Origin of the sequence: Pseudomonas sp. HY2-MNA-CIBAN-0224 (assembly GCF_040310285.1) — a bacterium.
Lineage (GTDB): Bacteria > Pseudomonadota > Gammaproteobacteria > Pseudomonadales > Pseudomonadaceae > Aquipseudomonas > Aquipseudomonas helleri.
On the sequence record NZ_JBEOPQ010000004.1, the window covers coordinates 123,848 to 141,686 of the forward strand.

The 17,839-nt window shown below is 59.2% G+C and carries 16 protein-coding genes and 1 pseudogene; 10 read left to right on the top strand and 7 right to left on the bottom strand.

What is annotated here, in order from left to right; all coding sequences use genetic code 11:
• Positions 1–3 precede the first annotated feature (3 nt).
• Genes AAEZ03_RS04530 through lpdA form a run of 3 tightly spaced genes read left to right on the top strand, consistent with a single transcriptional unit; the run spans position 4 to position 3,737 of the window.
• Complete coding sequence (locus tag AAEZ03_RS04530; protein WP_048369354.1) at positions 4–1,059, top strand: alpha-ketoacid dehydrogenase subunit beta; 1,056 nt, start codon at positions 4–6, stop codon at positions 1,057–1,059.
• The gene (locus tag AAEZ03_RS04535; RefSeq protein ID WP_350576465.1) at positions 1,060–2,346 is read left to right on the top strand and encodes a dihydrolipoamide acetyltransferase family protein; all 1,287 of its coding nucleotides are present in this window, start codon (positions 1,060–1,062) and stop codon (positions 2,344–2,346) included.
• A 2-nt stretch (positions 2,347–2,348) separates the two neighbouring features.
• Positions 2,349–3,737: a dihydrolipoyl dehydrogenase gene (gene lpdA / locus AAEZ03_RS04540; protein ID WP_350576468.1), complete on the top strand. Its 1,389-nt coding sequence runs from the start codon at positions 2,349–2,351 to the stop codon at positions 3,735–3,737.
• 108 nt (positions 3,738–3,845) lie between these two features.
• Here the strand turns inward: lpdA and AAEZ03_RS04545 are convergent, their stop codons facing one another.
• Entirely contained in the window at positions 3,846–5,519 is a 1,674-nt protein-coding gene (locus AAEZ03_RS04545) for an ABC1 kinase family protein (protein WP_350576471.1), read from the bottom strand.
• Positions 5,520–5,674: 155 nt separating this feature from the next.
• On the opposite strand from AAEZ03_RS04545, the gene AAEZ03_RS04550 reads away from it, so the two are divergent.
• On the top strand, positions 5,675–7,060 hold the full coding sequence (locus AAEZ03_RS04550) for a nucleobase:cation symporter-2 family protein (RefSeq protein ID WP_350576473.1): 1,386 nt from the start codon (positions 5,675–5,677) through the stop codon (positions 7,058–7,060).
• A gap of 153 nt (positions 7,061–7,213) precedes the next feature.
• A complete protein-coding gene (locus AAEZ03_RS04555) occupies positions 7,214–7,474 on the top strand; it encodes a helix-turn-helix domain-containing protein (RefSeq protein ID WP_048369359.1) in 261 nt (86 codons plus the stop codon).
• A 10-nt stretch (positions 7,475–7,484) separates the two neighbouring features.
• On the opposite strand, the gene AAEZ03_RS04560 is transcribed toward AAEZ03_RS04555, so the two are convergent.
• Genes AAEZ03_RS04560 through AAEZ03_RS04580 form a run of 5 tightly spaced genes read right to left on the bottom strand, consistent with a single transcriptional unit; the run spans position 7,485 to position 11,919 of the window.
• Positions 7,485–8,252, bottom strand: a complete 768-nt coding sequence (locus AAEZ03_RS04560; protein ID WP_350576476.1) for an ABC transporter permease — start codon at positions 8,250–8,252, stop codon at positions 7,485–7,487.
• Complete coding sequence (locus AAEZ03_RS04565) at positions 8,249–9,448, bottom strand: ABC transporter substrate-binding protein (protein ID WP_350576479.1); 1,200 nt, start codon at positions 9,446–9,448, stop codon at positions 8,249–8,251. Before AAEZ03_RS04565 ends, AAEZ03_RS04560 begins: the two co-directional genes overlap by 4 nt.
• Complete coding sequence (locus AAEZ03_RS04570; protein ID WP_350576482.1) at positions 9,414–10,262, bottom strand: ABC transporter ATP-binding protein; 849 nt, start codon at positions 10,260–10,262, stop codon at positions 9,414–9,416. The genes AAEZ03_RS04565 and AAEZ03_RS04570 overlap by 35 nt, the downstream gene beginning before the upstream one ends.
• Complete coding sequence (locus AAEZ03_RS04575; RefSeq protein ID WP_350576485.1) at positions 10,259–11,329, bottom strand: acyl-CoA dehydrogenase family protein; 1,071 nt, start codon at positions 11,327–11,329, stop codon at positions 10,259–10,261. Before AAEZ03_RS04575 ends, AAEZ03_RS04570 begins: the two co-directional genes overlap by 4 nt.
• A 32-nt stretch (positions 11,330–11,361) precedes the next feature.
• Positions 11,362–11,919: a carboxymuconolactone decarboxylase family protein gene (locus AAEZ03_RS04580; RefSeq protein WP_262126729.1), complete on the bottom strand. Its 558-nt coding sequence runs from the start codon at positions 11,917–11,919 to the stop codon at positions 11,362–11,364.
• A gap of 101 nt (positions 11,920–12,020) precedes the next feature.
• On the opposite strand from AAEZ03_RS04580, the pseudogene AAEZ03_RS04585 reads away from it, so the two are divergent.
• The 3 genes and pseudogenes from AAEZ03_RS04585 (at position 12,021) to AAEZ03_RS04595 (ending at position 14,285) form a co-directional block, all read left to right on the top strand.
• Positions 12,021–12,931, top strand: a pseudogene (locus tag AAEZ03_RS04585) (cupin domain-containing protein).
• A gap of 58 nt (positions 12,932–12,989) precedes the next feature.
• The gene (locus AAEZ03_RS04590) at positions 12,990–13,328 is read left to right on the top strand and encodes a DUF6388 family protein (protein ID WP_350576488.1); all 339 of its coding nucleotides are present in this window, start codon (positions 12,990–12,992) and stop codon (positions 13,326–13,328) included.
• 465 nt (positions 13,329–13,793) lie between these two features.
• Positions 13,794–14,285 (top strand): hypothetical protein, encoded by a 492-nt coding sequence (locus AAEZ03_RS04595; protein WP_350576490.1) that lies wholly within the window; start codon positions 13,794–13,796, stop codon positions 14,283–14,285.
• A 64-nt stretch (positions 14,286–14,349) separates the two neighbouring features.
• On the opposite strand, the gene AAEZ03_RS04600 is transcribed toward AAEZ03_RS04595, so the two are convergent.
• Positions 14,350–15,681: an aminotransferase-like domain-containing protein gene (locus AAEZ03_RS04600; protein WP_350576493.1), complete on the bottom strand. Its 1,332-nt coding sequence runs from the start codon at positions 15,679–15,681 to the stop codon at positions 14,350–14,352.
• Positions 15,682–15,779: 98 nt separating this feature from the next.
• Here AAEZ03_RS04600 and AAEZ03_RS04605 point away from each other — a divergent pair, with 98 nt between their 5' ends.
• Together AAEZ03_RS04605 and AAEZ03_RS04610 are read left to right on the top strand one after the other, a co-directional pair.
• The gene (locus AAEZ03_RS04605) at positions 15,780–16,691 is read left to right on the top strand and encodes a DMT family transporter (RefSeq protein WP_350576496.1); all 912 of its coding nucleotides are present in this window, start codon (positions 15,780–15,782) and stop codon (positions 16,689–16,691) included.
• Between the two features lie 291 nt (positions 16,692–16,982).
• Positions 16,983–17,792 carry a WaaZ-like lipopolysaccharide core biosynthesis protein gene (locus AAEZ03_RS04610; protein WP_350576499.1) on the top strand — a complete coding sequence of 270 codons (810 nt, stop codon included), beginning with the start codon at positions 16,983–16,985 and terminating at the stop codon, positions 17,790–17,792.
• Positions 17,793–17,839: the final 47 nt, after the last annotated feature.

A 17,839-nucleotide genomic window follows, 5' to 3' on the forward strand; every position in this document is an offset into this window, starting at 1 on the left:
CAGATGAACGACAACAATAAAATTCAGATGGAGAACGCCGTGAGTATCAGCACCATGACGATGATCCAGGCCCTGCGCTCGGCCATGGATGTCATGCTTGAGCGCGATGACAACGTGGTGGTGTTCGGCCAGGACGTCGGCTACTTCGGCGGCGTGTTCCGCTGCACCGAAGGCTTGCAGGCCAAGTACGGCAGCTCGCGGGTGTTTGACGCACCGATCTCGGAAAGCGGCATTGTCGGCGCCGCCGTGGGCATGGGCGCCTACGGCTTGCGCCCGGTGGCTGAAATCCAGTTTGCCGACTACTTCTACCCGGCGTCTGACCAGATCGTCTCTGAAGCTGCGCGCTTGCGCTATCGCTCGGCGGGCGAGTTCATCGCCCCCATGACCTTGCGCATGCCTTGCGGCGGCGGCATCTACGGCGGCCAGACCCACAGCCAAAGCCCCGAAGCGATGTTCACCCAAGTCTGCGGCCTGCGCACCGTCATGCCGTCCAACCCGTATGACGCCAAGGGCTTGCTGATTGCCGCCATCGAAAACGATGACCCGGTAATCTTCCTTGAGCCAAAACGCCTGTACAACGGCCCGTTCGATGGCCACCACGAGCGCCCGGTCACGCCGTGGTCCAAACACTCCGCCAGCGCCGTTCCGGATGGCTATTACACCGTGCCGCTGGACTGCGCCGCCATCGTGCGCCCTGGCACCGAAGTCACCATCCTCACCTACGGCACCACCGTCTACGTGGCCCAGGCCGCAGCCGAAGAAACCGGCATCGACGCTGAAGTCATCGACCTGCGCAGCCTGTGGCCGCTGGACCTGGATGCAATTGTTACCTCCGTAAAGAAAACCCGTCGCTGCGTCGTCGTGCACGAAGCCACCCGCACCTGCGGCTTCGGCGCCGAGCTGATCGCGCTGGTTCAAGAGCACTGCTTCCACTATCTGGAAGCACCGATTGAACGCGTAACCGGCTGGGACACGCCCTACCCGCATGCGCAGGAGTGGGCCTACTTCCCCGGCCCGGCGCGAGTGGGTGCAGCTTTGCAACGGGTCATGGAGGTTTAAATGGGTACGCACGTTATCAAGATGCCGGACATTGGCGAAGGCATTGCGCAAGTTGAGCTGGTGGAGTGGTTTGTCAAAGTCGGTGACCTGGTCAGCGAAGACCAGGTGGTGGCCGACGTCATGACCGACAAGGCCACTGTGGACATTCCGAGCCCTGTGGCCGGTCGTGTACTGGCGCTGGGCGGTCAGCCCGGCGAGGTCATGGCGGTGGGCAGCGAACTGATCCGCATCGAAGTCGAAGGCGCGGGCAACCTGCGTGAAGACGTTGCGCCCGCACCCGCAGTGGCCGCCGAAGCACCGGCAGTTGCGCCCAAAGCCCCGGTGCAAGCCCGGGTTGAAGTGGCGGCGGTGTCGGTGGCGGCGGTCAAAACTGCACCAACCCCGCGAGCGGCTCCTGTGGCCCGCGAAGCCAACGAACGACCGCTGGCCTCCCCGGCTGTACGAAAACGCGCATGGGATGCCGGGATTGAGCTGCGTTTTGTGCAAGGCAGCGGGCCTGCGGGCCGCGTGTTGCATGACGACCTTGATGCCTACCTGGCACAGGACACCAGCACCAGCGCTGCACCTGCCAGCGGTTACGCCATGCGCACGGATGAACAGCACATCCCGGTGATCGGCCTGCGCCGCAAGATCGCGCAGCGCATGCAAGACGCCAAACGCCGCGCCGCGCACTTCAGCTACGTTGAAGAAATCGACGTGACCGCACTCGAAGAGCTGCGCGCCCAGCTCAATCAGAAATGGGGCGAGACCCGCGGCAAGCTGACCTTGCTGCCGTTTTTGATGCGGGCCATGGTCGTGGCCTTGCGCGACTTTCCGCAGATCAACGTGCGCTATGACGACGAAGCGCAAATCATTACCCGCTTTGGTGCCGCCCACATTGGCGTGGCCGCGCAGAGCGATGGCGGCTTGATGGTGCCGGTGGTTCGCCACGCAGAAAGCCTGAATTTGTGGGCTGCCGCCGATGAAATCGCCCGTCTGGCCAATGCCGTGCGCACTGGCAAGGCGACCCGCGAAGAACTGTCCGGCTCGACCATTACCCTCACCAGCCTCGGCGCGCTGGGCGGCATAGCCAGCACCCCGGTGGTCAACCTGCCGGAAGTCGCCATTATTGGCGTCAACCGCATCGTCGAGCGCCCGGTCGTGGTCAAAGGCCAGATCGTGATCCGCAAAATGATGAACCTCTCCAGCTCATTCGACCATCGCGTGGTCGACGGCATGGACGCGGCGCAATTTATCCAGGCCATGCGTGGCTTGCTCGAACAACCTGCCAGCCTGTTTCTGGAGTGACTATGCAACCCACTCATCACACTACGCTGCTGATTATCGGCGGCGGCCCTGGCGGCTATGTGGCAGCGATCCGCGCCGGTCAGCTGGGTATTCCAACGGTCTTGATCGAAGGCCAGTCGCTGGGCGGTACCTGCCTCAATGTCGGCTGTATCCCGTCCAAGGCGCTGATCCACGTGGCCGAACAGTTCCACACAACGCAGCGCTACAGCACTAACCAGTCGCCTTTAGGCATCAAGACCCAAGCTCCAACTCTGGACATCAACCAGAGCGTGCAATGGAAGAACGGCATTGTTGATCGCCTGACCACCGGTGTTGGCGCGTTGCTGAAAAAGCACGGGGTCAAGGTCATTCATGGCTGGGCCAACATCCTTGATGGCAAAGCCGTGGAAGTCGACGGGCAACGCATCGAGTGCGAGCACCTGTTGCTGGCCACCGGCTCGCAGACCGTTGATTTGCCAATACTGCCGATTGGCGGGGCCATTATTTCGTCTACCGAAGCGCTCAACCCTACCGCGATCCCCAAACGCCTGACTGTCGTGGGCGCGGGTTATATCGGTCTGGAACTGGGCATCGCCTACCGCAAACTGGGGGCTGAAGTGACCGTGGTCGAGGCCCGTGAGCGGATCTTGCCGACCTATGACAAAGACCTGACGTTACCGGTGGCTGAATCGCTCAAAGCGCTGGGCATCACCCTGTACCTTGAGCACAGCGTTGAAGGCTTCCAGGCCAGCAGCAAAACCCTGTCGATGCGCAATCGCATGGGCGAGAGCCAAACCCTGGAAACCGATCAGGTGTTGGTCGCCGTCGGTCGCCGCCCGCGTACCCAAGGCTTCAATCTGGAAACCCTGGCGCTGGCCATGAACGGCTCGGCAATTCGCGTCGATAACCGTTGCCACACCAGCATGCGCAACGTTTGGGCCATCGGCGACCTCACCGGCGAACCGATGCTCGCGCACCGGGCCATGGCGCAAGGTGAAATGGTGGCCGAGATCATTGCTGGCAAACAGCGTGAGTTCAGCCCGGCAGCCATTGCGGCGGTGTGCTTTACCGACCCGGAAATAGTCGTGGTGGGCAAAAGCCCGGCAGACGCAGAAGCGGCGGGGCTGGATTTTATCAGCGCCAGCTTCCCGTTCATCGCCAACGGCCGGGCCATGACCCTGGAATCCAAAGCCGGTTTCGTGCGCGTAGTCGCGCGGCGTGACAATCATTTGATTGTTGGCTGGCAAGCCGTGGGCGCCGGGGTTTCCGAGCTGTCGACCGCCTTTGCCCAGTCGTTGGAAATGGGCGCTTGCCTGGAAGACATCGCCGGCACCATCCACGCTCACCCGACCTTGGGCGAAGCCGTGCAAGAAGCCGCCCTGCGCGCCTTGGGGCATGCGTTGCATGTGTAACAACAGTTAACCGCACACCCACCCCCTGTAGGAGCGAGCTTGCTCGCGAGCTTTTAAAAGATCAAAAGATCGCGAGCAAGCTCGCTCCTACAGGGTGGGTTGTGGGGTTTACGGGCTTTTAAACAGGCTCCATAGAAACGCCAGCAAACCTCCCAAAGTGGCTATCCCGGCCAACCATCCCACCGCTGACAAGCCTTGCCAAACGGGCCCGGCCGCGGCTATTTGCGGGCCAAAAGCAATCAGCAGCGCGCTGATCAACAACGCCAGTGACAGACGGGTCGAGGCTAACCGCAGCGAGCGCTCCAGGCGTTCCAGCCCCGGCATATCGACCTTGAGGTCGACCACACCGTGCTTGAGCCGATGCACCATCAAGCGAGTCAGTTTGGGCAAATCCGCCAACACCCCGCGCCCCAGTTGCACCCCCTCAATGCCCAGACGCTTGGCGGCTTTCCAGTCAAATTGCTCACGCAGCATCTTCTCTACTGCAGGCCTGGCCGTGGCCACCAGATCAAGCTCCGGATCCAGCTGTGTCAACACGCCATCCGCCGTAATCAGCGCTTTAAACAGCACCAGCAAATCCGCGGGCAGCGGCAAGCGGTATTCACGGATCAACTCAAGAAAGTCGGTGATCAAGGCGCTCATTTTCAGAGGTCCGCCCTGTTGCCGCGACATGTATTCGCGGGCCGCCTGCTCGATCAGCGACAGGTCTTGCACCCGCTCGCCACTCCAGTCGATCAAGACGCCCACCAACACCTCGGTGCTGCCTTCAGTCAAAGCCCGCATAAAGTTCATGACTTCAAGCCGACGGCGTTCATCAAGGCGCCCCACCATGCCGAAGTCGATAAACCCCACGCGGTTCTCACTCATTGCCCGCAAGTTTCCGGGATGCGGATCACCATGAAACAGGCCATCTTCGAGCAACATTTTGATAAAAGCCTGCGCCCCGCGTTTGGCCAGCAGGCTTGGGTCCAGCCCCTGCTCTATCAATGCCGCACGGGTCAGCGGGGTAAAGCTGGGCAAAAACGCCTGAACCAATAAGCGCTGGCTGCTGAGCGCCCAATAAATAGATGGGATGACGATGTGCGGGGTCTGCGCGAAATTCTGCGCCACGCTGTCGCAGTTTTGCCCCTCCTGGGTGAAGTCCAGTTCTTCGAGCATCGCTCTGGCCAACTGCCGAACCATCTGGCGCGGTTGATACAGCGCCAGCGCATCATTTTGCTCAATCAACTGCGCGAGGCTTTCCAGCAACTGCAAATCGGCGGTCATTTGTTGGCGCAAGCCGGGGCGCTGAACTTTGACCACCACCGCCTCGCCCGTGAGCAACCGCGCGCGATAGACCTGGGCCATCGATGCCGCCGCCAAGGGTTGGGCGTCAAATTCGGCAAACGCCTGATCCAGCTCGCAGCCCAGGTCTTCCAACACTTGGGCTTCAAGCTCACACCAGGGCAAGGTCGACACCTGGCTGTGCAAGGCTTGCAGTTCTTCAACCCACGCAGGCGGCAAGATGTCACTGCGGCTGGCGAGTATCTGCCCACACTTGATAAACGTCGGCCCCAGGGTTTCCAAAGCCATGCGAACCCGCTGCGGAGTAGTGGCGGGCAGCGACTCGCCGGGTTCGGCCTTCACCTCGGCGAGCAAACGCCCCAGCCCCAGGCGAATCAAGACGTCCTGCGCGCCAAAGCGCACCAGGGTCGCCACAATGTGCTGCAGTCGGCGATGGTGTTTCAAGGCGGTCCAGGTGGGTTCAAGCATCAAGTCACGTCCCTTTAAAAGTGCTGCCATGTGCCCTTCGGGCCTTTAACTGCGACCACAGCGCGGCCTAATCATTCGATTGATTTAAGTTCGCTTGAGACCGGAGCGAAAGCCCGTACAAGCAAACACTGGGCGTGGTGGCCTAACACCAGTAGAATCGCGCTCTTTTTTCCAGGGCGCTCGCCATGACCTCTCCCAAAACCCCGCATGAAGCCGAGTCCCAGACCAGCGAACTGGTCTTTGGCCTCGAAGACCGTCCCAAGCCGTGGATCGGCTTTCTGGCAGCGCTGCAACACTTGTTGGCCATCATCGTGCCAATCGTTACACCCGGCTTGCTGATCTGTCAGGCGCTTGGGGTGTCGAGCCGCGACACCAACCTGATCGTCTCCATGTCGCTGGTGATTTCCGGCATCGCGACCTTTGTGCAATGCAAACGCTTCGGACCCTTTGGCGCCGGTTTGCTGATTGTTCAGGGCACCAGCTTCAACTTTGTCGGCCCGCTGATTGCCGGTGGTGCGCTGATGGTCAAGCAAGGCACCCCGGTCGAGGGCGTGATGGCCGCGATTTTCGGTGTGGTGATTGCCGGGTCGTTTGTCGAAATGGGCATCTCGCGGGTCTTGCCGTTTGTTAAACGCATGATCACCCCGCTGGTCACCGGCATCGTGGTGCTGATGATTGGTCTGACGCTGATTAAAGTCGGCCTGATCAGCATGGGCGGCGGTTTTAGCGCCATGGCCAATGGCACCTTCGCCAACGGTGAAAACCTGATGCTGTCCGGCGTTGTGCTGGCGATTATCGTGATCCTCAACCGTATCCCGCTGGTGTGGATGCGCAGTTGCGCCATCGTCATCGCTTTGGCGGTGGGCTACGCGCTGGCGGGTTATCTGGGCCGTCTGGACTTCACCGGCATGCATCAGGCCGAAGTGTTCCAGGTGCCGGTGCCGCTGCACTTTGGCCTGGGGTTTTCGTGGGCATTGTTTATTCCGATGCTGGTGATTTACCTGGTGACGTCGCTGGAAGCGATTGGCGACGTGACCGCTACCAGTAAAGTGTCGCGCCAGCCGGTTGAAGGCCCGGTGTGGATGCAGCGCATCAAGGGCGGCGTGCTGGTTAACGGGGCCAACTCGTTGCTGGCCGGTGTCTTCAATACCTTCCCAAGCTCGATCTTTGCGCAAAACAACGGTGTGATTCAGCTCACCGGGATTGCCAGCCGCCATATTGGTGTGTGGATTGCCGGCATATTGATTCTGCTGGGCTTGTTCCCAAGCGTGGCCGGGGCCATCCAGGCCGTACCGGAACCGGTACTGGGCGGCGCGGCCATGGTGATGTTCGGTGCGGTTGCCGCGTCGGGGATCAATATTCTGGCGAGCATTCAATTGGACCGTCGCGCACTGCTGATTATTGCCGTATCGCTGGCCCTGGGCCTGGGTGTGTCGCAAGTGCCTGAGTTCCTCGCACATATGCCTGCAGCCTTGCGCAATGTGCTGGAGTCCGGGGTCGCCACAGGCGGTATTTGTGCCTTGCTCTTGAACTGGTTCCTGCCAGAAACAGAAGCCAGACCAGCCGTCTGATACCCCGCCATGCAGGATTGCTCAGCAGTAATCCTGCATGGAGTTGGCAAATATCCTACTTGTTAGTAGGCATTTACAGCTCCTACCCTTTCCCTATTTCATTGCTTGAATTACTCTTTTTTGTGACCCCTCTGGCTTTCACGGGCTGCATCTATGAGTACATACGGATCACGCTTAAAACAGGAACGTCTACGCCTGAAGCTGACGCAAGAACTTTTCGCCGACGCTGGCGGGGTTGGGCGTTACGCACAAGGCTGTTATGAGCGGGACCTGAGCATGCCTCGCGCCGATTATCTGGCCGCCATCACCTTGATCGGCGTGGATGTGCTGTACGTCATCACCGGCCGTCGCACCGTGCACAGACCGCACCCCTTCAGTGGCTCAGTACACAAAGGCTCTATGACCGAACACTAGGTGCAACGGCTCAGGCATGCACCCAGCGCCGGTGCAGGCTGCGCGCGCAAGCATCCAGGACAAAACCCAGCACACCGATCAGCACCACCATGGCCATCAGTTCGGAGTAAGCCAAGCGGTCACGCGTGTCGAGAATGAAGTAACCCAAACCGGCACTCACACCAAGCATTTCGCACGGCACCAGCACGATCCACAAGATCCCTATCGACAACCGCACCCCGGTCAAAACATGCCCAAGAACCCCCGGCAGAATGACCCGGCGTAGGGTTTCCCATCGCGTGGCACTCAGACTTCGGCTCAGTTGCAGCCACCTCGGGTCCAGTTGCCGAACACCGGCGATGGTATTGAGCAAAATCGGCCACACGGCGGCAAACGTCAGCAAAAAGTAGATCGGCTGATCGCCCACGCCCATCAGCATCACCACCACCGGCATCCACGACAGCGGCGAGATCATCCGTAAAAACTGAAACGCTGGCGTGGTGGCCGCTTCGAGGTTGCGCGAGCCGCCAATCAACAAGCCCAGTGGCACGCCGATCAACAGGGCCATCAGCAAGCTGATCAGAATGCGCTTTACGCTCACCCAGACGTTGTCATACAGCTGCGCACTGCCGAGCAAGTCAAACAGGCTGGCAAAGGTGGCCTGCGGCGAGAATCGTGCCGACAGCCCCTGCGCGCTGCCGAACAGCTCAATGCCCAGCCACCACAGCAGCAACAGGCTCAACAGCCCTGCCACGCCGAGCAGCCATTGGCGTGCAGGTGAAGGTGCTTGGGTTTTCAAAAGCCGAACTCCTCGGTGCGCTCAAAACTATCGGGCAGGCCGAACGCTTTCAGGCCTCCGACGCTGGCAATGCTGTTTTTGACGAAACGGTCGTCCACCAGGTCCTTTGCCACCTGTTTGGGGTCAAGGTCTGCGAGAAAACCGTTATCGCCCTGAATCAGCGTGTGTTTGAGGCGCGTGACCAGTTCTTCGGTGTAGCTCGGGAAAGGGTACGGCTGAAAGTCGATGCGCTGTTCGTCCCAGTTCGCATGCCGGATCGCGCCATCATGTTCATAGCCCGTGCGTTCCGTGGCCGCTGGGGACAGCACCCGTTGCAACACTTGCGAGCTGTGCGGGGTGTAGCGATTTTCGCCGTCTTTGGCCAACAGTTTGGCGGCCTGCTCACGGTTGTCGCGGGTCCAGACTTGCGATTTAACAATGGCATTCACGACTTTTTGCGACCACTCGGGGCGATTGTTCAAATCATGCTCGTGCATAAACACCACGCAGCAGGCGTGGTTGCGCCACATGTCCCCGGTAAAGCGCTGTACTCGCCCAACCTTGAGGTCTTCCGCCAGGGCATTGAACGGCTCTGCAACGATGTAGCCAGCGATGCGCTGGGTGGCCAGTGCTGGCGGCATGTCTGAAGGCGGCATCACCACCAGGTTGACCTCGTTCGCGGCCAACGGGCTGTTGACGGGGCGTGTCACCGGCTGCAAACCGTTTTCACGGAACAACTGCTGCACCACCACGTTGTGGATCGAGTACCAAAACGGGATTGCCACCGATTGCCCGCCCAATTGCTTGACGTCGGTAATCTGCGGCGCCACGGTCAAACCGGAGCCGCCTACATGGTTCCAGGCCACGACTTTGGCCGGTACCTTGCTGCCATAACGCGCCCACACCGTCATCGGCGATAGCAAGTGGATCACGTTGACCTGGCCTGAAATAAACGCCTCGATCACCTGCGCCCAACTGCGCAACAGCACCGGGCGCTCGGCCTTGATGCCTTCGGCTTCGAACAGGCCATTGTTGTGCGCGACCAGCAGGGGTGTGGCATCGGTGATGGGCAGGTAGCCAATGCGAACGGGCGCATCCGGCTCGGCAGCCGCCCGCGCTTGCAAGCTGGCCAGCATTGGCAAAGCGCCCGCTGCGGTGAGCATGGCGCTGAGTTTTAAAATGTCACGTCGAGTGTGGGTAAAGTCGTCCAGGCACATGTTCACGCTCCAGCGAGTTGGGCAAAGGGTCAATAACTGCATCGGGTTTGCGGCTTGCCCGCCGAAGGGTTTTAAGAATGTCTATGCGCAAGGCACCCAGTTCATCGATCCGCTCGTCGCGCGGCTGCGCCAGATCAATGCGCCACTGCGCCACCATCTGCGCCGGGCTGTGACCCAGTAGCAGAATTCGGTCGCTGAGCAGCAGGGCTTCGTCAATGTCATGGGTAATCAACAATGCGGCGGTGTTGTGCCGCTCGATCACTTTGAGCAACAGTTGCTGCATGTCGGCGCGGGTCACTTCGTCGAGCGCGCCAAACGGCTCGTCCAGCAACAGCACGTGGGGTTGGCGTGCCAGACACCGCGCCAATGCGACCCGCTGCGCCATGCCGCCCGACAGTTGCGCCGGGTACTGGCCCCGTGCGTGCTGCAAGCCCACCTCGGCAATGGCTTGGTCCACCCGCGCCTTTCGTTCGGCGCTGGAGACTGTGGGCTGGCTGGCGAAATCAAGGCCAAACGCGACGTTGCTTTCAAGGCTCAACCACGGCAACAGACTGGGGTCTTGAAAGGCCACGGCCACCCGCGGATGCGGTGCGTTAAGCGGCTGGCCCAGCACGCTGACGCTACCGCGGTGCGCCGTCTGCAAACCGGCCAGCACCCGCAGCAGGCTGGACTTGCCGACGCCGCTAGGGCCCAGCACCGAGACCACTTCACCGGGCATCAATTGCAGATCAAAGCCTTCCAGCACCGACTGCCAACCCGCGTCACGGGCATAGCCCAGAGTGATCTGGCGCGCCTCAAGCACGACCGCACTCATTGCGCACTGGCCTGGCTTCGACGCTGTAACTCGGCCCGCAGCTGTACCAGGCTTGGGGTCACAATCGGCACAAAGGCCGACTCCCGCCAGCGCCGCGCAAACGCGCTGCCGTAAGTACTCAGGTAAGCCTTGCCGCCACTGGCTTGCAGTTCGAATTGCACGGCACTGGCGGTGGCTTCGGCCAAGGCGATGCGGATCTTGAACAGCGCTGCCGGTTGTGTCAGAAAACGCCCGTCCAGCAGACCTGCCTTAAGCGCTGTGACGTGGCTTTCAAGGACCGCCCTTTGTTCTTCCAGGAGTTCGAGCAAGCCTGCGCGCGGACCTTGCAGATGCGCTTGGGCTTCGTTAAGCGAACGCCGCGCCAGGCCAATGGCCATGGCACATTGCAAGCCCAGGAAGGCCGGGCGCACGGCGGGCAAAAACACTTTGGCATTGTCGTGCAACAACCACTCTTCAGCCACCTGCACGCCTTGCAAATCAATGGCTGCGGTATTGCTCGACTGCAAGCCCATCAGTTGCAGGTCCGCCGAGCGCGTCAGCCCCGGCAGGGCGTCAGGGATCGCCAGCACAAACGGCGTACCGCCCTCTTCCCGATCAATCGCTGCCGCCACCACAAACCCGCTTTTGCGCAGGTTGGTCACCCAGTGCAAACGCCCGTTGAGGCTCCAGCCATTGGCCTCGGCCCGCGCCTGGACTTGCAGCGCCTCGACCCCCGACAGAAACTTCATGGCATTGGACAGGCCCGTCGCGCCCGCGAGTTGGCCGCTCAACAAATCGGGCAGCAAGCGCTCACCCAGCGCCTTGTTCGGGCTTTGCAGGACATATTCGATAAACGCGCGCTGGCCCCAAAACACAAACGCCGAGGCCAGCGAGTGACTGGCGACACTGGCCACGCTTTCAATAGCATCGACGACGGAGCCGCCGCTGCCGCCCAATGCCGGGTCAACCCCGACCCGCAGCACATTGGCAGCCGCCAGCTGTGACAGAACGGTCTGCGGGTCGCTGTGGCCCAGGTCGAGCGCCTCGGCTTCGGTCTCCAGCCAATGACTGAGTACGGGGTCGAGCATGTGGGTCTCTCCTTAAAATCGTGGCCCGCTGATTACTCAGGTTTGTTCCAGCTGTAACGCGCCAGCTCAGGGTTCAACGGGGTCCGCGCGAAGACGTTGGCAAAGTTGCACAAGGTCGCCAGGCTCACGCCCAGAATCACTTCCAGCGCTTGGCCTTCGGTAAAACCGGCGGCCTTGAAGGTGGCGTAAGTGCCGTCACTGACATCACCACGGGTGGCAATCACTTCACGGGTGAACGCCGCCAGCGCCTCCAGTCGTTCAATGGGCAGCTCGGTTTGGCCGCGCAGCGCCGTCACCACGTCGTCTGGAAGCTTTGCCTTGTTTTGCGCCACAGCGGTATGCCCTGCCACACAAAAATCGCAACCATGACGCGTGGCAGCAATCAACTGCACCACTTCGCGCTCAGGCAGGGTCAGCTCAGACTTGCCGTTAAGCGCCGAAACCGTGACATAGGTTTCCAATGCCGCCGGCGCATTGGCTAGAATCCCTAGCAAGTTCGGAATAAATCCTGAGTTTTTTTGCGCGTTTTCCAGAAATGGCTTGGCAGCTTGCGGTGCGGTTTCCAGGGTATGAAGGGTGACACGAGACATGTGGTGACTCCTGCGTAAGGTGTCTTAACAGTCTGTTGGTTATAAAAAATTCATTCCATATTCTAAAGTAGCGATTACTTGCTCCTGAGTGTTTCCATTAGATGATTTCTTCCACCCCACTAATCGATTGGTTATTAGAAAGCCTTGAGCTGGATGCCAGTCTGTTTCACGTCGGCCGTTATTGCGGCGGCTGGCACAGCAGCACCGAGGGGTTGGCCCGTGCCAGTTTCCATATGGTCGTACAGGGCCAATGCTGGCTGCATGTCGAGGGGCAAATCACGGGCGTGCAGCTCAACGCGGGGGATGCGCTGTTTCTGCTGCAAGACTTGAAGTACCGGCTGTCCAGCGCCCAAGACCCAAGCCTGGCCGCGCAACTGCCGCGCCAGACCATGCAAGCGCTCGACAGTCAGGCGGAAGATGGCGTGGGCCTGGTCTGTGGTTTCTTCCATTTTCAGCCGGGGCTTTCGGCGCTGATCATCGAAGCCCTGCCCGCGTGGATTCTCTTGCGCGCCGACGACCCTTCGTCCCACGCAGCGCGCACGCTTTTCCAGTTGATACTGGAAGAATGTCAGCGAACACCGGGGCCATCGGCAGCCCTGCTTGAGCGCCTGAGCCACCTGCTATTTCTCTATGTCTTACGCCAGCAAGTCGGCGACAACCCGAACCTGGGGGGCTTGGTCGCCTTGGCGCGGCAGCCGCTGTTTTCCAGCTTGCTGGAGCAACTGATCGAACACCCCGAGCGGCCCTGGACACTGGAAAGCATGGCCGCCTGCACTGGCCTGTCACGCTCGGCGTTTTTTAAACGGTTTAGCGAGCAGGCCGGGCAATCACCAGGGCATGTCTTACTGGCGCTGCGCATGCGCCATGCCTGCCGCTTGCTACAAACCGGGCACACCGTCGAGCAAGTCTGTGGTGCGGTGGGCTATCAGTCGATTGCCGCCTTTACCCGGGCATTTACCAAAGCAATCGGCGTGCAACCGGGGCGTATCGCAAGCAGCATGAGCGGCGTTGAGCGGCTTGGCCCGCGCAGTCTATGCTGTGTTTACAACCTTCATCACGTGGAGACCTGTGTGACCGAACCTGGACCTCGGCATCAAAAAGCCCTTGACCGGTTCCTGGGCGAACGCCCGGAACTGGCCGCAGAACTTGAAAAACTAAACCCGCTGGCAGCCCGCGCGGTGGGCCAATCCATGCAGGAATATCGCCAGGAACGCCTCAACGAAGCCTTCGAAGCAGAGGCTGAACGACTGGGCTTTTTTGCCTGGGAACTGACCCTGCAATTGACCAGTGAAACGCCCAAAGACTTTCAAGCACAGCGCCTTGAAGTACACCGCGAAGTGGCGCAAATGGCAGGCATGGAATGGGCCGAGTATTGCGAGTTGTATGGCCTTGAGGTTGAGGCGCATTAAACCTGTAGGAGCGAACTTGTCTCGCGATCTTTTGATCTTGGCTCTTTTACGGCCGCTGCGCGCCCGGACGTAGCCTCGCAAGGCTCGTCAACTGCTACAGGTGTACGCGATTCAACTGTAGGAGCGAGCTTGTCTCGCGATCTTTTGATCTTGGCTCTTTTTACGGCCGCTGCGCGCCCAGACGTAGCCTCGCAAGGCTCGTCAACTGCTACAGGTGTACGCAATACAACTGTAGGAGCGAGCTTGCTCGCGATCCTTTGATCTTGGCTCTTTTACGGCCGCTGCGCGCCCGGACGTAGCCTCGCAAGGCTCGTCAACTGCTACGGGAGGTGGTCGCTCGCAGCCTTCGTGCCTCGTCAGCGACTACTGAGTTGTACGCGATTCTGCCCATCTTCAGGGCCTGTGCTATACCCATAGGGACAAATGTTTGAACGCGGCACGCAGCCGCCACTGGAAGAGGTTCGCATGTTCAAAGGATTTGCTGGTTCTGCCAAAGATAAAAGCACTCACGCCGTCAACGACCTGCCGTCCAACAACATAGAACTGTTCGACAGCTACACCGGCTTGATTCTCGGCCGCCTTTACCGCAATTTCCCGCTGCCCATCACCCTGAGCGCAGAAGAATTCATCGACTACAACACCCTCGAAGACAGCAACCGCCAGCTACTGAGCCAAGAAGAAAACCTGTTTCTGGCTACCGTCAAATGGCTGGCCGACGTCGGCTACATCCACTTCGACGGCATGTCAGGCGTTTCGTTTTTTGAAGTCGTCCTTACGAGCAATGGTCTGCTGATCCTCCGAGCCTTTGCCGAAGGCCAGGATGGCACCCCCACTCTCGGAGAAAAACTTGCGCAGCACGTCCAGGATGAAGACCCGCTGGCACTAAGGATATTGGTGACCCAAGCCTTGAATCTGGGGAGCCAGATACTCAGCCCGATGACACGTTCGGGGATTTGAACCCCGCGCACTGGTCGACCTGCCACTGAAGCACTCAGTGGCAGCTCAAACCCGGCGCTAAACCCTACGAATACGCATCAACCACCCACTTCACTTTCGCCAGCCCCTCACGCAGTGACGCCAAGTCTACTGACCCTAGCGCCAGACGAATCGCACGCGGTACATGCGTCGAGGTCGCAAACGGCTGCGCAGACGACACCGAAACGTTCTCGCGCATCAGGGCCGACACGACTTGCTCTGCACGGGCGTCATCAGACAAAGGCAGCCAGATGAAGTAGGAGTACGGGTGACGGACAGTGCGTAACCCAGCCAAGAGTTCGTCAGCAATGTTTTGTCGGGCATGTGCGTCTTGGCGCTTTTGCACTTCCAAACGGGTTACGGTTCCATCCTCCAGCCATGCGCTGGCAAGGGAAGTCATGACGCCGGGGGTGTTCCACGCGGTCACCCGGATCACGCGCTCCAATGCCGCGATCAGGTGCGCGGGGGCGGCCATAAAGCCGACACGCAAGCCCGCAGCAACGCTTTTGGAAAGCCCTGACACGTAAATTGTCCGTTCTGGCGCCAGTTCGGCGATCGGCAGCGGTGGGTTTTCGACAAGAAAGGCGTAAGCAGCGTCTTCAATAATCTGCAGATCATGGGTGCGCGCTATGGCGACCAGTTGCTGTCGCTGCTCGATACTCATCACCCAACCCAGCGGGTTGTGCAGTGTGGGCATGCTGTAAACCGCACGGACTGAACGGCTGCAGCAGAGTTTTTCCAGCGCGTTGAGATCGGGTCCGCAGTCGGTCACCGGCACAGATAAAACTTCCAGGTGCAGGGTCTGCGCAAGCGCTTTAAACCCCGGATAGGTCAGCGCATCAACCGCCACCACATCGCCAGGTTTTAACAAGGCCATCAGCGCCACCGTCAACCCATGCTGAGCGCCATTGACGATCAACACCTGTTCGGCCGGGACGTTCAAACCGCGAGCTGACAGATGCCTCGCCACTGACGCTCGCTCGTGCAGGCGGCCGCCATGTGGCTGGTAACGCAACAACGACTCCAGATCCCCGGATAACGCCAGTTGCCGCAACGCAGTGCGAAGCATGTCAGCCTGCCCCAACGCGGACGGGTAGTTGTAGTTGAGGTCCAGCATGCCCGCCGTGACTTTCGGTTGGTCAATGCCGTGACCTGGCGGCAGCGACGTCTCCCTGACGAACGTCCCGCGCCCGGTCTCTCCGCTGACCAGCCCCATGGCTTCAAGTTCTGCATACACCCGGCTCGCCGTGACCAGCGCCAACCCTTGTGTCGCGGCCAGCTGGCGGTGCGTAGGCAATCGTGTCCCCGGAGACAATCGCCCTGAGCGGATATCAGCGGCAAACGAGTCAACCAGCGACTTGTATCGGGAACGGGGCATCGGAATATGTATCCATGACAATATTTTGATTGTCATCAATCTTCGGCCATAGCATGCGTTTAAAGCAATCCTGCCTTTAGCCTTGAGCGTGAGACCCGATGGAACGCACCTCTAATTTGCACACCCCAGCGACCGATAAAAACCTTTCCGGCTGGATCAACGGTTTTATCGGCGTGGTCATTTTCAGCGCCTCGCTGCCCGCGACCCGCGTCGCCGTGCAAGAGTTTAATCCGGTTTTTCTGACCTTTGCCCGGGCCACCATCGCCGGGGTGCTGGCCCTGCGCATTCTGCTCGCGCTTAAAGCCAGACGCCCCGACCGAAGCCAGCTGTTTTCACTACTGCTTGTGGCGATCGGCGTGGTGCTGGGGTTTCCATTGTTGACCGCATTGGCCTTGCAGCATGTCACCTCAGCGCACTCCATCGTCTTCCTCGGCCTGCTGCCGCTCTCGACTGCCGCTTTTGCCGTACTGCGCGGGGGTGAACGCCCGCGCCCGGCGTTCTGGTTCTTCTCGGTTCTGGGCAGTGCACTGGTGATCGCGTTTGCCGTCTCACAAGGGCTGACCGCCTCTGCCCGAGGCGACATGCTGATGCTGTTGGCAGTCCTGATCTGCGGCCTCGGCTACGCCGAAGGCGCCAAACTGTCGCGAACCCTGGGCGGCTGGCAGGTTATTTCATGGGCGCTGGTGCTCTCGCTGCCAATCATGGCAACACTGGCCTGCATCGTGGCCCCCGCCTCTTTCGCAGGTATCAGCCCGCCTGCCTGGTTAGGCCTGGGCTACATCTCAGTGTTCAGCATGTTGATCGGCTTTTTCTTCTGGTATCGCGGCCTGGCCCTAGGGGGTATTGCCGCCGTGGGCCAGCTTCAACTGTTGCAGCCTTTTTTCGGGCTGGCCCTGGCCGCTACTTTTCTGCATGAAACGGTGACCCTTGGCATGTTTGGCGTGACCGGCGCGGTAATTGTGTGTGTTATTGCGGCCAAGAAGTTTGCCACAACTAATAAGGCCCAGTAGTTCAACAACACCACAAGTAGCAGGTTCCAACTCAGAGAGCCTGCTATAACTCAGCAATTAAAAACATCAACTAGCAATAAGTTTTTTAAACTTATGTTAAGACAACTAACACTTCTTTACAGTTGTGAAAATCTGGTGAAATTGCGCGCGATAATTGCTTCAAAATTACCAAACTGACAGATTTTTCATGAGTGAAGTCAATATCCCACACCTATACTGGAAAAGGACTACATATGCTCTGCACATATGAGCGTAAGGTTCTTCAGTTTCTGCTCCAGAGGGTTCAAAGCCATGGGCGTTGCCAGCACCTATATTTCCACCCATTCTCCTACGCCGCTTGCACTGTCGGGTTGCAAGGATATCGCTGAGGGTGCTGTATTTATCATTGCTTCGGGTGCATCAGCCAAAAACTTCCCTCTAAATGAGTTTAAACACGTGCCGATGATTGTCGTAAACGGTGCGATTTCGATGTTCCTGAATACTTCAATCAGACCTTATTTCTATGTCTGCACCGACTCTGGCTTCTTCACACAGCAAAGCCGCTTATTCCACGCAGGGCTGGCACTTAGCCAGCGCGTAGTGCTGCGAGAAGATTATGTGCTGCATGACATCCCCCTGCCATCCGGCGAATTTTACGCCTTGAAAAAAGCCGCTAAATCCACGTGGAGAGATTTATTCTCAGCCGAGCCTGGTAATTTGATCCGCCGCTCCAAATTCCATACAGGCCGCAACAGCAGCATCGGCTTCAGTAAAGATTTAAGTGAAGGTTATTTCGACGCCAGAACAGTGGCCTATCTTGCTTTGCAAGTTGCCTATCACGCGGGCTTCAATAAAGTATTTATGGTCGGAGTAGATTTGTGCCCTGATACAGGGCGTTTTTATGAGACGGCTCAATCAGAGAAGTCACCCTGCGTGTTGGATGAGCATATGGAATCTCGCATTCTGCCCTCCTTTGAACTGATGGCAGAAAAGGTCATGGACGCTGACTTTAGCGTTTACAACTTGTCCTGCACCTCGAAACTTCCCAGCAGTTTGATCCCCTATAAGTCAATTGATGAAGTCCGAACACTATTGCCTCACAGCAGACAGAAGAATAATTAATCACCACTCTGTCCAAAGTCGCACCCCCTGCTTGAGCATTTTTTGTG

What these genes read in the sequence shown, in the direction of transcription:
- AAEZ03_RS04530 (WP_048369354.1), top strand. Translation starts at nt 4, where the DNA reads ATGAACGACAACAATAAAATTCAGATGGAGAACGCCGTGAGTATCAGC.
- AAEZ03_RS04535 (WP_350576465.1), top strand. Translation starts at nt 1,060, where the DNA reads ATGGGTACGCACGTTATCAAGATGCCGGACATTGGCGAAGGCATTGCG.
- lpdA (WP_350576468.1), top strand. Translation starts at nt 2,349, where the DNA reads ATGCAACCCACTCATCACACTACGCTGCTGATTATCGGCGGCGGCCCT.
- AAEZ03_RS04545 (WP_350576471.1), bottom strand. Translation starts at nt 5,519, where the DNA reads ATGGCAGCACTTTTAAAGGGACGTGACTTGATGCTTGAACCCACCTGG.
- AAEZ03_RS04550 (WP_350576473.1), top strand. Translation starts at nt 5,675, where the DNA reads ATGACCTCTCCCAAAACCCCGCATGAAGCCGAGTCCCAGACCAGCGAA.
- AAEZ03_RS04555 (WP_048369359.1), top strand. Translation starts at nt 7,214, where the DNA reads ATGAGTACATACGGATCACGCTTAAAACAGGAACGTCTACGCCTGAAG.
- AAEZ03_RS04565 (WP_350576479.1), bottom strand. Translation starts at nt 9,448, where the DNA reads ATGTGCCTGGACGACTTTACCCACACTCGACGTGACATTTTAAAACTC.
- AAEZ03_RS04570 (WP_350576482.1), bottom strand. Translation starts at nt 10,262, where the DNA reads ATGAGTGCGGTCGTGCTTGAGGCGCGCCAGATCACTCTGGGCTATGCC.
- AAEZ03_RS04575 (WP_350576485.1), bottom strand. Translation starts at nt 11,329, where the DNA reads ATGCTCGACCCCGTACTCAGTCATTGGCTGGAGACCGAAGCCGAGGCG.
- AAEZ03_RS04580 (WP_262126729.1), bottom strand. Translation starts at nt 11,919, where the DNA reads ATGTCTCGTGTCACCCTTCATACCCTGGAAACCGCACCGCAAGCTGCC.
- AAEZ03_RS04595 (WP_350576490.1), top strand. Translation starts at nt 13,794, where the DNA reads ATGTTCAAAGGATTTGCTGGTTCTGCCAAAGATAAAAGCACTCACGCC.
- AAEZ03_RS04600 (WP_350576493.1), bottom strand. Translation starts at nt 15,681, where the DNA reads ATGCCCCGTTCCCGATACAAGTCGCTGGTTGACTCGTTTGCCGCTGAT.
- AAEZ03_RS04605 (WP_350576496.1), top strand. Translation starts at nt 15,780, where the DNA reads ATGGAACGCACCTCTAATTTGCACACCCCAGCGACCGATAAAAACCTT.
- AAEZ03_RS04610 (WP_350576499.1), top strand. Translation starts at nt 16,983, where the DNA reads ATGGGCGTTGCCAGCACCTATATTTCCACCCATTCTCCTACGCCGCTT.